The 13,505-nt window shown below is 60.9% G+C and carries 10 protein-coding genes; 3 read left to right on the top strand and 7 right to left on the bottom strand.

What is annotated here, in order from left to right; genetic code table 11:
* Positions 1-69: 69 nt before the first annotated feature.
* The 6 genes from ompC to ACJ8HN_RS03830 form a co-directional block, all read right to left on the bottom strand.
* On the bottom strand, positions 70-1,152 hold the full coding sequence (ompC, locus tag ACJ8HN_RS03855) for a porin OmpC (protein ID WP_033634904.1): 1,083 nt from the start codon (positions 1,150-1,152) through the stop codon (positions 70-72).
* Between the two features lie 567 nt (positions 1,153-1,719).
* The gene (astE, locus tag ACJ8HN_RS03850) at positions 1,720-2,703 is read right to left on the bottom strand and encodes a succinylglutamate desuccinylase (RefSeq protein ID WP_442523102.1); all 984 of its coding nucleotides are present in this window, start codon (positions 2,701-2,703) and stop codon (positions 1,720-1,722) included.
* A gap of 10 nt (positions 2,704-2,713) precedes the next feature.
* Positions 2,714-4,054: an N-succinylarginine dihydrolase gene (gene astB, locus ACJ8HN_RS03845; protein WP_442523101.1), complete on the bottom strand. Its 1,341-nt coding sequence runs from the start codon at positions 4,052-4,054 to the stop codon at positions 2,714-2,716.
* Between the two features lie 52 nt (positions 4,055-4,106).
* On the bottom strand, positions 4,107-5,579 hold the full coding sequence (gene astD / locus ACJ8HN_RS03840) for a succinylglutamate-semialdehyde dehydrogenase (protein WP_442523549.1): 1,473 nt from the start codon (positions 5,577-5,579) through the stop codon (positions 4,107-4,109).
* Positions 5,579-6,613, bottom strand: coding sequence for an arginine N-succinyltransferase (gene astA / locus ACJ8HN_RS03835; RefSeq protein WP_033647701.1), 1,035 nt, complete (start codon positions 6,611-6,613; stop codon positions 5,579-5,581). Before astA ends, astD begins: the two co-directional genes overlap by 1 nt.
* 52 nt (positions 6,614-6,665) lie before the next feature.
* Positions 6,666-7,880, bottom strand: coding sequence for an aspartate aminotransferase family protein (locus ACJ8HN_RS03830; protein WP_033647702.1), 1,215 nt, complete (start codon positions 7,878-7,880; stop codon positions 6,666-6,668).
* Between the two features lie 655 nt (positions 7,881-8,535).
* Here ACJ8HN_RS03830 and ACJ8HN_RS03825 point away from each other — a divergent pair.
* Positions 8,536-9,510: an alpha/beta hydrolase gene (locus ACJ8HN_RS03825; protein WP_442523100.1), complete on the top strand. Its 975-nt coding sequence runs from the start codon at positions 8,536-8,538 to the stop codon at positions 9,508-9,510.
* 15 nt (positions 9,511-9,525) lie between these two features.
* Here ACJ8HN_RS03825 and ACJ8HN_RS03820 read toward each other — a convergent pair whose 3' ends face one another.
* The gene (locus ACJ8HN_RS03820) at positions 9,526-10,944 is read right to left on the bottom strand and encodes an aminotransferase-like domain-containing protein (RefSeq protein WP_442523099.1); all 1,419 of its coding nucleotides are present in this window, start codon (positions 10,942-10,944) and stop codon (positions 9,526-9,528) included.
* Between the two features lie 144 nt (positions 10,945-11,088).
* Between ACJ8HN_RS03820 and ACJ8HN_RS03815 the strand changes: the two genes are divergently transcribed.
* Together ACJ8HN_RS03815 and cydB are read left to right on the top strand one after the other, a co-directional pair.
* Entirely contained in the window at positions 11,089-12,489 is a 1,401-nt protein-coding gene (locus ACJ8HN_RS03815; protein WP_442523098.1) for a cytochrome ubiquinol oxidase subunit I, read from the top strand.
* A 2-nt stretch (positions 12,490-12,491) separates the two neighbouring features.
* The gene (gene cydB / locus ACJ8HN_RS03810) at positions 12,492-13,499 is read left to right on the top strand and encodes a cytochrome d ubiquinol oxidase subunit II (RefSeq protein ID WP_033634913.1); all 1,008 of its coding nucleotides are present in this window, start codon (positions 12,492-12,494) and stop codon (positions 13,497-13,499) included.
* The last annotated feature ends 6 nt before the right edge of the window (positions 13,500-13,505 follow it).

Raw genomic sequence — 13,505 nt, 5'->3', positions numbered from 1 at the left:
GCTAAGGCGGGGCTTGCGCCCCGCCTGATTACCAATCCCGACACAGGATGAAGGTAAGGGAATTGCAGATTAGAAGCGATACGTCAGGCTGACGGCAACGATATCATCGTTGGCCAGTTTCAGTTTGTTATCGTCGCTCAGCTGGTTGATTTGGTAATCAACGTAGGTGTACATATTTTTGTTGAAGTAGTAAGTCGCCCCCACTTCCACGTACTTCACCAGGTCGGCATCACCGATCCCTTCGATATCCTTGCCTTTGGACTGCACGTAAGCCACGGAAGGACGCAGACCGTTCTCGAATTGATACTGGGCCACAACTTCGAAGTTTTGCGTTTTATTGGCGAAACCGGAAGTGCCGTTGACGCTGATCGGCGTCATGTTGCGGGTTTCGGCATACATCGCAGCCAGGTAAACCTGGTTGGCATCGTATTTCACCGCGGTGGTCCATGCGGTGGCGCTGTCGCCTTTACCGTACTGCAGCGCTTTCTGAGCGCTGGTGCGGTTGGAGTCGGAGAACGCCGCCGCTACGCCGATGCCGGAACCGCCGATGTCCTGATAGTCCAGAGACAGGCCGTAACCGTCGCCGTTTTGCTTGGTCACGCTGCGTCCGTCGCCATCGTTTTTACCCTGGTACTGCACCGCCAGATTCAGGCCGTCCACCAAACCGAAGAAATCACGGTTGCGGTAGGTGGCCAAACCGTTGGAACGGGCGGTCATAAAGTTATCGGTATAGCTGTAGGAGTCGCCGCCGAACTCCGGCAGCATGTCGGTGTAAGCCTCGGCGTCATAGACCACACCGTAGTTGCGACCGTAGTCGAAAGAACCGTAGTTGCCGAATTTCAGCCCCGCGAAGCCCAGACGCGTTTTGGTGCCGGTAGTGCCCTGCGCTTCGTCATGATTGGCCTGGACGTTGTATTCCCACTGGCCGTACCCGGTCAACTGATCATTGATTTGCGTTTCGCCTTTGAAGCCCAGGCGAACATAGGTCATATCACCGTCGTTGGATTTACTGTCGCTGAAATAATGCTTGGCGTTAACGCGGCCGTACAGGTCGAGTTTATTGCCATCCTTATTGTAGATTTCAGCCGCGTTGGCGAAGGAGGTGATCGCCCCGAGGGCGACAGCTAAGGCTAATACACTGCGTTTCATCATTTATTTTCCTAGATATTATAATTAGAACCCTGCCCGTCACGCCCATTTATAATTTGGGCTGTGATTTTATCTTTTGGTATTTTATGAGCACCCCTAATACGGGGGTGATGTGACATTAGCATCATGAATCAAAACTTAAAATCAAAAAGTTCATGAAACAACGAGGAGAAAGCATGTTTATTTGTAACCAAACATTACAAAGCAAACATCACGCAACCAATTGAATATATGAATATTTTGCCACATAAGTTATAACCAAAATGGTGCAACGCACCAATATGGTGCATTTAGGTTTCGTTTTGCGTGCTTTCTGCGCGATTCAAAAGTATCAATAAAATTAGCATGGTTATTAAAAACGTTACTTATTTCACATTTTTGTCTTAACATATTCACCAGGCAATTAAGACTTTCAGCTAATCATCTGACACCGCCTTTTATTCATTCACATAAGGGAATCTCTTCAGAACGAATAAAATTCGCCTTACGGCAATTAAAATAGCGAGAAATAGCAGACTAAAATAATGAAGGGAATAACGGCGGCGCGCTGAGGGCGCCGCCGTGGATAAATCAATACAGCGTAGAACGGGAAACTTCGCTCAACAACATACCGGCACGCAGGCCCAACGCCACACCGGGGTTAGGGAACAGTATCCACGCCCCCTCCTGGCCCACGCGATACTCCTCCTGCGGCTGCTCGCACAGCAACATCCCCGGTTTCAGCTCGGTGAAGTTGGCCGTGTCATCCTCCAGGTGCAGCTTGAAATCTTCGCTGTGCTTGATCAACGAGTGCATCACACGGAAAACCCGAATCTCGGCGCCCGCACGCACCGGCGGCGGCCCTTCGCTGACCGCCGCCCGCAGCGCGCGATCGATGGCGGCGAATTGCTGCAGATCGTTACTGCCGAACGGCCGCGCCTTGCCCAACTCGAGCGTACAGCTCGCCGCATTGAGATGTTCGCTGGAGTAGTGGCTAAAGGTACCGCCCGGCGCGCTGTGCACCACCAGCGCATCCAGATCGGCGGCATCCAGCAGCTGCAACATCGGCTCGCTGTACGGGCGTTTCTGGAAGGGCAGAATGCCGAAGCGCGGCAAACGCGATTCACGGATGGCGGTGTGCAAATCGTAGTGGAAACGCGCCGCCTGCTCGCCATCGAAAAAGGCGGCGAGCGCACGCTCCAACTGCTGCGCGCGCACGGTTTCGCCGCTGGCGGCGAAGTTGCGGTAGCGGCCGCCGAACATGCGGTTCATATCGCTGTGCAGATAACGCTTGCCGGCCCGCATCGCCGCCGGGTTACCCAGCACCACCAACAGCCGCACCTTCAGCGGCAACCGGCCAGCCAGCAGATCGCCGACCAGCTGATTGAGCAGTTCAATCGGCGCGGTTTCGTTGCCGTGCACGCCCGCCGACATCACCATCGCCTGGCGGTGAGGCTGCCGCGGCGTGAGCTCCAGCACCCCTTCCCCCTGCCAGCGCCAGCGCAGCTGCGGTGTTTCACCCTGCCATTCGACGGGTTCGTTCCCTTCCAGCGTCAGGGGCAGTAGATCGATCATGCCGCCTCCCTTAGCGTTGGAATGGATAGATGGAACCGAGGCCGAGGATCGACGTCAGCGCATCCAGCGCCTCGCGCCCTTCGCGCAGCAGCAGCGGATCGGCCAGGTCATCCTGCGTCAGGCGATCGCGGTAATGACGATCCACCCATTCGTTCAGCGTCACAAACAGCCGCTCGTTCATCATCACGCGCGGATTGACCGCTCTCAACTCTTGTTCGTTGAGCGCCACCCGTAGCCGCAGGCAGGCCGGGCCGCCGCCGTTGCGCATGCTTTCGCGCAGGTCGAACACGCGGATTTCATCGATCGGGCCGCCGCTGCCGACCATGTCGTTCAGATAACGCCACACGCCGGCGTGCTGACGCGACTCTTCCGGCACCACGATCATCATCCTGCCGTTCGGTTTGGTAAGAATTTGGCTATTGAACAGGTAGGTCGCCACCGCGTCCGCCACCGAAACGCGCTCGGTCGGCACCTCGATCGCCACCAGCTCGCTGTCCAGCGACGCCATCTTGCGGCGCACTTCATCCAGCGCCTGCTGCTGGCGGTGAAACGCCTGCTGGTGGTGGAACAGTACATTTTGGTTGCTGACCGCAATCACGTCGTTATGGAACACGCCCTGATCGATCACCGCCGGGTTTTGCTGCACGAAGACCGTATGCTGCTCGTCCAGCTGATGCAGGCGAGCGATCGCCTCACTGGCTTCGCGCGTCTGGCGCGCCGGATAACGCGCCGGCGCCGTGTCGCCGCCGAACTCCTGCCGACCGTAGACGAACACCTGCACGCTGCGCCTGGCGTAGTCGCCGCCCAAACGGTTGTGGTTGGCGGCCCCTTCGTCGCCGAACAACGCCACCTGCGGCAACGCCTCATGATGGGCGAAATGCCGATCGTCGCTGAACATCGCCCGCAATACGGCGGTGGTGGTTTCCGCTTCGATGGCGCGGTGGAATTTGTTGTTCAGGTTGGCGGCGGTGAAATGCACCTTGCCGTCGGCGCTGTCCGCCGAAGGCGACACGGTGGCCGCATTGGCGGTCCACATGCAAGATGCCGAGCTGAGCGCCGACAGCAGGCGCGGCGACTGACGCATCGCCTGCGCCAGCACCGCCTCATCGCTGCCGCTGAAACCCAGGCGCCGCAGCATCGGCAAGTGCGGCCGCTCCTGCGGCGGCAATACCCCTTGCTGGAAACCGAGATCGGCCAGCGCCTTCATTTTCAGCAAACCTTGTTTCGCCGCCAGCATCGGGTTCGATACGCTGTTTTGGTGCTGCGTCGAGGCCTCATTGCCGAACGACAGCCCGGCATAGTGGTGCGTCGGCCCCACCAAACCGTCGAAATTGACTTCATATCCTGACATGGCTATCCCCTGGGGATGGCCTGCGGCGGCGCCATCGCGCCGCCGCAGACGATTAACGGAACGACAAGCCCGGCGAGAGCGTCGCCGGCAGCGACAGGCTTTCGCTTTCCAGCGAAGCCATCGGCCAGGCGCAATAGTCCGCCGCATAGAAGGCGCTTGGGCGATGGTTGCCGGAGGCCCCCACGCCACCGAACGGCGCCGCGCTGGACGCCCCGGTCAGCGGCTTGTTCCAGTTGACGATGCCGGCGCGCGCTTCCAGCAGCAAGCGCTCGAACAACTCGCGCTGCGGCGATACCAGCCCCACCGACAGGCCGTAGCGCGTCCGGTTGGCGAGCTGTAGCGCTTCGTCGAAATCGCGGTAACGCACGATGGTGGTCAAGGGGCCGAAATACTCTTCGTCCGGTACGCCGGCCACGCCGGTCAGATCGACGATGCCCGGGCTGAGCAGCGAACTGCCCGGCTCCAGCAGGCGCATGCTCAGCAGCGATTTGCCGCCCAGCGCCAGCAAGCGCTGCTGCGCGTTCAGCATGTTTTCCGCCGCGGCTGCCGACACCACCCCGCCCATGAACGGCTGCGGTTCGGCATCCCAGCGGCCGACGCGCAGTTCGCCCGCCACCTGGACCAAACGTTCGATAAAGGCGTCGCCTTCCGCCCCCTGCTTCACCAGAATACGGCGTGAACAGGTGCAGCGTTGGCCGGCGGAGATAAACGCCGATTGGATAGCCAGGTTGACCGCCGCATCGCGATCGTCAAAACCGTCGACGATCAGCGCGTTGTTGCCGCCCATCTCCAGCGCCAGGATCTTCTCCGGCTGCCCCGCCAATTGGCGATGCAGGTGATAGCCGGTGCCGGCGCTGCCGGTGAACAGCAGGCCGTCGATATCCGCACTGGCCGCCAGCGCTTCGCCGGTCTCGCGGCCGCCTTGCACCAGATTGATCACCCCGTCCGGCAGGCCGGCCTGCAGCCACAGCTTCAGGGTCTCCTCGGCGGTCAGCGGCGTCAGCTCGCTCGGTTTGAATACTACGCAGTTGCCGGCCAACAGCGCCGGCACGATATGGCCGTTCGGCAGATGGCCGGGGAAGTTGTAAGGCCCGAACACCGCCAGCACGCCGTGCGGACGATGGCGCAGCACCGAAGTGCCGTCGGCCATCGCCGTCTGGCTAAAGCCGGTGCGCGTCTGATAGGCCTGCAGCGAAATGCCCACCTTGCCGATCATCGCCTGAATTTCGGTCAGCGTTTCCCAGCGCGGTTTGCCGGTCTCGCGGCTGATGGTTTCCGCCATCGACTGCTTGTGTTCTTCCAGCAAGGCGGCGAAGCGTTTTACCAGCTGTTCGCGCTGTTCGAACGGCGTGCGCGCCCAGGCCGGGAACGCGGCGCGCGCGGCTTCGCAGGCGGCGGCGACGTCGTCGGTATCGGCGGCGTTGGCGCGCCACAGCGGCTGGTTGCCGACCGGATCGGCCTTGCCGAACTCGGCACCGCGGCCCTGCCGCCAGACGCCGTTAATCAACAGTGCAGGATGAGACATCATGCTTTCTCCTGTGCAATAAGGGGGAGCACCCGCACCGGGCTGCCCTGTTCGACGCCCAGCGCCGCGGCGGTGGCGGCGTTGATATGCAGGCGGTCGTCATACAGATCGGCATTGACCAACAGTGCGCGGTAGTGCTGATAGTTGTCGTTGGCCACCAGATGCACCGGCGCATCGGCGCGCATCGGCGTGTCATCCAGCACCACTTTCACCAGGCGGCTCTGCTTCACCGCGCGGATGTGGTCGATCTCGGCTTCCAGCGTCGGGCCGCCGTCGAAGATATCGACGTAGCCCTGATAGCTCAGGCCTTCCGCCTCCAGCAATCGGCGCGCCGGCAGGGTTTGCGGATGCACTTCGCCGATCACTTTCTGCGCGTCTTCGGCCAGGAAATCGACATACAACGGGTGTTTCGGCATCAGTTCGGCGATAAACGCCTTTTGCCCGGTGCCGCTCAGGTAGTCCGCCTTGGCGAACTCGATGGAGAAGAAATGGCGCCCGACGCTCTCCCAGAACGGCGATCGGCCGTTTTCATCGGAGAAACCGCGCATCTCGGCGATCAGGCGCCGGGAGAAACGTTCGCGGAACGCGGCAATAAACAGGAAACGCACCTTCGACAGCAGCTTGCCGTTCTCGCCGTGACGATAATCCGGATCGAGGAACAGCGTGCACAGCTCCGAATGGCCGGTATGATCGTTGCTGAGGAACAGCGTCGGCACCGATTTATAGACGTTCAGCTGTTTGGAAGCGTGCACCTGCGTGCCGACGCGGAAGCTGTACCAGGGTTCCGCCAGGCCGACGGCCACTTCGATCGCGCAGACCCCGACCACCTGACGGCGCTCGCTGTCTTCCAACACGAACAGATAACACTGGTCACTTTGCGGAAGTTCGCCTTGCCAGGTTTTTAACGCCCGCTCAATGCGTGCCGACAGGGTATCTTCATTTTGCGGCAGTGAAGTGAGACCGATGCCGGATTTACCGGCCAGCGTCAATAAATCCGCCAGATCGCGACGCTCTATAGGGCGAATAATCATCATAATGCGAACCTCTTCTGAATCAGGCTGCGCCGGTGAAGGCGCAGCCCGCTGATTAGCTGCAAATGCGCGCCACGGCGCGCGCGAATCGCGCCAGCCCCTCTTTCACATCCTGCTCAGGGATGATCAGCGACGGCGTGAAACGCACCACGTCCGGGCCGGCGATCAGCGCGATAACGCCTTCTTCGTTGGCCAGTTGGGTGATCTGCTTCGCTTTGCCGGCATAGTCTTTCGTCAATTGGCAGCCGATCAGCAAACCGCCGCCGCGAATGTCGGCGAAGATCGGGTACTGGCGGTTGATGTCGTTCAACCCGTCGATAAACCACTGGTGACGCTGTTTGACGCCCTCCAGCACTTCCGGGGTGTTGATGATGGAGAACACCGTCCCCGCCACCGCCGTCGCCAGCGGGTTGCCGCCGTAGGTGGTGCCGTGGGTGCCGACGCCCAGCGTTTTCGCCAGCGCATCGGTGGTCAGCATGGCGCCGATCGGGAAACCGCCGCCCAGCGCTTTGGCGGTGGTCAGCACGTCCGGCACCACGCCGTACTGCATGTAGGCATACAGGTGGCCGGTGCGGCCGACGCCGGTCTGCACTTCGTCGAAGATCAGCAGCGCATTATGGCGATCGCACAGCTCACGCAGCCCCTGCAGGAAACTGGCTTCCGCCGGCAGCACGCCGCCCTCGCCCTGGATCGGCTCGACGATCACCGCGCAGGTGCGATCGTTGATAAGCTCGGCCGCCGCGGCCAGATCGTTATACGGCGTATGGGTGATGCCGCCCGGCAGCGGCGCAAAGTCCTGCGAGTATTTTGGCTGGCCGCCGGCGGACACGGTAAACAGCGTGCGGCCGTGGAACGCGTTGTTGAACGCCACAATCTGATCTTTACCGGCGCCGTGCTGGTCGTGCGCATGCTTGCGCGCCAGTTTCAGCGCCGCTTCGTTGGCTTCAGCGCCCGAGTTGCAGAAGAACACCTTGTCGGCGAAGGTGGCGTCGATCAATTTTTTGGCCAGGCGCAGCACCGGTTCGTTGGTATAGCCATTGCCCAGATGCCACAGTTTGCCCGCCTGTTCCACCAGCGCCGCCTTGACCGCCGGGTGCGCATGCCCCAACGCGTTAACCGCGATGCCGCCGGCGAAGTCGATGTAAGACTTACCCTGCTGATCCCACACCTGCGAGCCTTCTCCCCGCACCAGAATAAAATCGGCAGGGGCATAAACCGGGACCATCCAGTCATCGAAAGACTGGCGGGTAACTGCGATTGGCTGTTCCATAGTGACCTCATAATCTCAGCAAAGGCTGAATTTTGACTGTAAGGGCCGCTCAGGCCCGGCTAGGCCGCCACATTGCAAAAAAACCGTTGTTCAAAACCGACTTTCACGGCGGAGAAAATGCTGCCCCTTACCGCTGATTTAGAAACAAATCTGTTACATAAAATCGGTTTTTCACTATTTATGGCGTATATCCGGTCCCTGAGCGGGGAGTAAATGTTAACGAGCAGTTAAAATACATGTCGTTTGATAAAGAGTGTAGAGCAGCTATCGTGCCAAAACGGGATTTTTACCGGATTTTGCTATTTTTGACGTTAAAACAACGGCTTATATTGCATAGTTATTCATTTTCTATGCATTGGTAATGCATAAATTAAAAAATAAGGCCTAAAATCATCATTGCGCGCGAAATCCTATTCAATTGCGAAAAACTTCAGGATTTCTGATCGGGCTCGCAAAAATAATTTCGCCCGATTTGCTCGCTATCACACTTTTTGCCCCCAGCGGGTGCAGCGGTGCGCCAGAATGGTGCATCGCGGCAGCGACGCGAGACCCCACCGGCCAAAAGGGGCCACGCTGGCCGCGGCTCCTGCTTTGTGCGCCAGCGACTACACTGTGATCCTGACCGCCCCTTCTCTTCTGCGCACAAGGAGTCCCCATGCCCAAGAAAACCGCCGATCTCAGCCAGCCGCACGCCCAACACGACATCCGCGCGTTTCTCGACGCGCTGAATGCCGGCGGCGGTAAACCTATGGAACAGATGAAGCCCAAAGAGGCGCGCAGGGTGTTGGAGGACGCGCAACGCAGCGTCGAGGTGCCGCTGCGCGAGGTCGAGATCAGCGAGAAAACCATTCACGTAGAAGGTCAGGATATTCTGCTGCAGCTGGTGCGGCCGGCCAGGGTCAAAGAGGCGCTGCCGGCATTCATGTTCTTCCACGGCGGTGGCTGGGTGCTGGGCGATTTTCCCACCCATGAACGGCTGGTGCGCGATCTGGTGCACAGCTCAGGTGCGGCGGCGGTGTTCGTCAATTATCCCCGCTCACCGGAGGTGCGCTACCCTGAGGCGATCAACCTGGCTTACGCCGCCACCGAATGGGTGGCCGAGTACGGCGAGAAGATCAACGTCGACGGCTCGCGGCTGGCGGTGGTCGGCAACAGCGCCGGCGGCAATATGGCGGCGGTGGTCAGCCTGATGGCCAAACAGAAAGGCATACCGGCGCTGCGTTGCCAGATCCTGCTGTGGCCCGTCACCCGCGCCCAGTTTGATACCGATTCTTATCATCAGTTTGCCGAAGGCCATTTCCTGACCCGCAACATGATGAAGTGGTTTTGGGACAGCTACGCGCCCGATAAGGCGCAGCGCAAACATATCTACGCCTCGCCGCTCAACGCCACGCCGGACCAGCTGCGGGGGTTGCCGCCGGCGCTGGTGCAAACCGCCGAGCTGGACGTGCTGCGCGATGAGGGCGAAGCCTACGCGCGTCTGCTCGATGCCGCCGGCGTCGAGGTCACCTCCACCCGCTATAACGGGCTGATCCACGACTACGGCCTGTTGAATCCGCTCGCCCACGTCCCGGCGGTGCATTCGGCGATCCACCAGGCCGGGCGCGCGTTGAAGCACTATCTGTCCTGACGCCAGGTGTGCCGTTCAGCCTGCCGCCGCCAGCCCCCGGATAAGTTTGGCTAAGGTTTTGATTGCCTCTTCAAACCGATCGTTCCACTCAAAAGAGGCGTTGAGGCGGAAGCAGTGGTTGAAATGGTCGCCGGTCGTGAACATTCGCCCCGGAGCGATGCTGATGCCCCGGGAAAGGGCCCGCCGGTAAAGCTCCATCGACGACAGCGCCGGATCCAGCTCCAGCCACAGGAAGTAGCCGCCGTCGGGCTGGCTGACCTTCACCGTCGGCGGGAAATGGTGGGCGATCGCCTGACGCATCGCGCTTTGACGCTGGGCCAGCAGGCGCCGCAGCCGCCGCAGATGGGTATCGTAGCCGCCGTGCAGCAGATAATCCGCCAGCGCCATCTGGGTCGGCACGCTGGTGGAAACGGTGCTCATCAGCTGCAAACGCTGGATCTGCTGCGCATAACGCCCCGCCGCCACCCAGCCGACGCGAAAACCCGGCGCCAGGCATTTGGAAAACGACGAGCAGTGCAGGATCTGGCCGCCGCTGTCGAGCGCCTTGGCCGGCAGCGGCCGTTCCGCGCTGAAGTACAGCTCACCGTAAACGTCATCTTCAATCAGCGAAATCTGTCGGTCGCGCAACAGCGTCACCAGACGCTGCTTGTTGGCCTCCGGCAGGGTGGCGCCCTGCGGGTTTTGGAAGTGAGTCATCAGCCAGCAGGCTTTGATCGGATACTGGTCCGCCGCCTGCTGCAGCGCGTCCAGATCGATACCGTCCTGCGGATGCGTGGCGATCGCCACCGCCTTTAACCGCAACCGTTCCAGCGCCTGCAGCGCGCCGTAAAACGCCGGCGATTCGATCGCCACATAGTCGCCCGGCTGGGTCACCGCCTGCAGGCTGAGGCTGAGCGACTCCATCGCCCCGGCGGTGATGACGATTTCGTCCGGCGCGACCTGCATGCCGCTCAGCGCATAGCGTTGGGCGATGTGCCGCCGCAGCGCGTCGTTGCCCGGCGGCAGGTTGGCCAGCGAACTGTGCGGCGTGAACTTGCGCGCTACGCTGCTCAGCGCCCGCGCCAGCTTCGGCTGGGCGAACAGCGTGGCGTCGGGAAAGGCCGAACCGAAAGGCACGATATCCGGATCCTTGCAGGCCTGCAGCACGTCGAAAATAAAGGCGTTGATGTCCACCTGCTCGCTCAGCAACAGCTTCTCGCCGCGCGAAGGCTGGGGCAGCGGCTGCGGGCGCGCCGCCACGTAGTAGCCCGACTGCGGCCGGGCGACGATCCACCCCTGGCTCTCCAGCAGTTGGTAAGACTGCACTACCGTCATCAGGCTCAATCCGGCGCGTTTGCCGCTCTCGCGCAGCGAAGGCAGTTTGTCGCCCGCCCGCCACACCCGGTTCTGGATCTGTTCTCTAATCTGCTGCGCAAGCTGCTCGTATCGGGTCATAACCATTAACTGTTATATGAAAAAGTAAAATAACTGTCACTATTATAGTCACTCTACTCCGTGCTTAACTTAACGCCAAGTATTTCACATAAAAATGACAGCTATACTCAAGAGGTTAATTTATGTTCAACCCTAGGAGGCGCCATGCTGGGTCTTGATGCACTGGAACTCGCCAGAATACAGTTCGCCTTCACCGTGTCTTTCCATATCATCTTCCCCGCCATCACCATCGGTTTAGCCAGCTATCTGGCGGTGCTGGAAGGGTTATGGTTGAAAACGCACAATGAAGCCTACCGCGAGCTTTACCACTTCTGGTCAAAGATTTTCGCCGTCAACTTCGGCATGGGCGTGGTGTCCGGGCTGGTGATGGCCTATCAGTTCGGCACCAACTGGAGCTTCTTCTCCGAGTTCGCCGGCAGCATTACCGGGCCGCTGCTGACCTATGAAGTGCTGACCGCCTTCTTCCTCGAAGCCGGTTTCCTCGGCGTAATGCTGTTCGGCTGGAACCGCGTCGGCCCCGCCCTGCACTTCTTCGCCACCTGCATGGTGGCGCTTGGCACGCTGATCTCCACCTTCTGGATCCTGGCCTCCAACAGCTGGATGCAGACGCCGCAGGGGCATGAAATCATCAACGGCCAGGTGGTGCCGGTCGACTGGCTGAAGGTGATCTTCAACCCGTCCTTCCCGTACCGCCTGCTGCACATGTCCACCGCCGCCTTCCTCTCCTCGGCGTTCTTCGTCGGCGCCTCCGCCGCCTGGCACCTGCTGCGCGGCCGCGATACCCCGGCGATGCGCAAAATGCTGTCGATGGCGATGTGGATGGCGCTGATCGTCGCGCCGTTGCAGGCGCTGATCGGCGATGCGCATGGCCTGAATACGCTGAAACACCAGCCGGCGAAGATCGCCGCCATCGAAGGCCATTGGGAAAACCCGCCGGGCGAAGCCACGCCGCTGATCCTGGTCGGCTGGCCGGACATGGAGCGCGAAGAGACCCGCTTCAAGCTGGAAGTACCGTACCTCGGCAGCCTGATCCTGACCCACAGCCTGACCGAACAGGTACCGGCGCTCAAATCCTTCCCGCCGGAAGATCGCCCCAACTCCACCGTGGTGTTCTGGTCGTTCCGCATCATGGTCGGGCTGGGCATGCTGATGATCCTGGCCGGGGTGTGGAGCCTGTGGCTGCGCTGGCGCGGCGGGCTGTATCAGTCGCGTCCGTTCCTGTACTTCATCCTGTGGATGGGCCCTTCCGGGCTGCTGGCGCTGCTGGCGGGCTGGTTCACCACCGAGATCGGCCGCCAGCCGTGGGTGGTGTACGGCCTGCTGCGCACCAAGGACGCGGTCTCCGCGCACGGCGATCTGCACATGAGCATCAGCCTGCTGGCGTTCATCATCGTCTACTGCTCGGTGTTCGGCGTGGGCTATTCCTACATGATGCGCCTGATCCGCAAAGGGCCGCAGCCGCATGAACACCAAGAAGACAATACCGAGGGCCGGCCGGCGCGTCCGCTGTCCGCGGTCAACGACACTCTGGACGACAGGAGCTGAACATGGGCATCGATCTTCCGCTGATTTGGTTTGTGATCATCGTGTTCAGCACCATGATGTACGTGGTGATGGACGGTTTCGACCTGGGCATCGGCATCCTGTTTCCGTGGGTGAAAGAGAGCGGCGACCGCGATCTGATGATGAACACCGTCGCCCCGGTGTGGGACGGCAATGAGACCTGGCTGGTGCTGGGCGGCGCCGCGCTGTTCGGCGCCTTCCCGCTGGCCTACTCGGTGATCCTCGACGCGCTGGCGATCCCGCTGACGCTGATGCTGATCGGGCTGATTTTCCGCGGCGTGGCCTTCGAGTTTCGCTTCAAGGCGACGCCGGAGAAACGCCATATCTGGGACAAGGCGTTCATCTGGGGCTCAATCTTCGCCACCTTCAGCCAGGGGGTGGTGGTGGGCGCCGTGATCAACGGCTTCCCGGTCGAAGGCCGCACCTACGCCGGCGGCGCACTGGACTGGCTGACGCCGTTCGCGTTGTTCTGCGGGCTGGGGCTGGTGGTGACCTACGCCCTGCTAGGCTGCACCTGGCTGGTGATGAAAACCGCCGGTGACCTGCAGGCGCGCATGTATCATCTGGCGACGCCGCTGCTGGCGATCCTGTTGCTGGTGCTGGCCGCGGTCAGTATCTGGACGCCGATCGCGCATCCTGAAATCGCCGCCCGCTGGTTTACGCTGCCGAATCTGTTCTGGCTGCTGCCGGTGCCGGTGCTGGTGCTGCTCAGCGCCTGGGGAATTCAGCGCGGGGTGAAACGCGGCGCGCACTACTCGCCGTTCATGCTGACGCTGCTGCTGGTGTTCCTCGGCCTGAGCGGGCTTGGCATCAGCATCTGGCCGCACCTGATCCCGCCGGCCATCAGCCTTTGGGACGCCGCCGCCCCGCCGCAGAGCCTCGGCTTTATGCTGGTGGGCGCGCTGTTCATCATCCCGATCATTCTGGTCTACACCTTCTGGAGCTACTACGTGTTCCGCGGCAAGATCAGCCATGAACACGGCTATCACTGAGAAGGG

Source organism: Serratia sp. CY29653, from assembly GCF_052169255.1.
Taxonomy (GTDB): Bacteria; Pseudomonadota; Gammaproteobacteria; order Enterobacterales; family Enterobacteriaceae; genus Serratia; species Serratia sarumanii.
Note: the sequence above shows the minus strand (reverse complement) of the source record. Positions and strands in the feature narration are given on the sequence as shown.

Excerpts from the sequence above, each read along its gene's own strand:
- ompC (WP_033634904.1), bottom strand. The coding sequence starts at position 1,152 with ATGATGAAACGCAGTGTATTAGCCTTAGCTGTCGCCCTCGGGGCGATC.
- astE (WP_442523102.1), bottom strand. The coding sequence starts at position 2,703 with ATGATCGATCTACTGCCCCTGACGCTGGAAGGGAACGAACCCGTCGAA.
- astB (WP_442523101.1), bottom strand. The coding sequence starts at position 4,054 with ATGTCAGGATATGAAGTCAATTTCGACGGTTTGGTGGGGCCGACGCAC.
- astD (WP_442523549.1), bottom strand. The coding sequence starts at position 5,579 with ATGTCTCATCCTGCACTGTTGATTAACGGCGTCTGGCGGCAGGGCCGC.
- astA (WP_033647701.1), bottom strand. The coding sequence starts at position 6,613 with ATGATGATTATTCGCCCTATAGAGCGTCGCGATCTGGCGGATTTATTG.
- ACJ8HN_RS03830 (WP_033647702.1), bottom strand. The coding sequence starts at position 7,880 with ATGGAACAGCCAATCGCAGTTACCCGCCAGTCTTTCGATGACTGGATG.
- ACJ8HN_RS03825 (WP_442523100.1), top strand. The coding sequence starts at position 8,536 with ATGCCCAAGAAAACCGCCGATCTCAGCCAGCCGCACGCCCAACACGAC.
- ACJ8HN_RS03820 (WP_442523099.1), bottom strand. The coding sequence starts at position 10,944 with ATGACCCGATACGAGCAGCTTGCGCAGCAGATTAGAGAACAGATCCAG.
- ACJ8HN_RS03815 (WP_442523098.1), top strand. The coding sequence starts at position 11,089 with ATGCTGGGTCTTGATGCACTGGAACTCGCCAGAATACAGTTCGCCTTC.
- cydB (WP_033634913.1), top strand. The coding sequence starts at position 12,492 with ATGGGCATCGATCTTCCGCTGATTTGGTTTGTGATCATCGTGTTCAGC.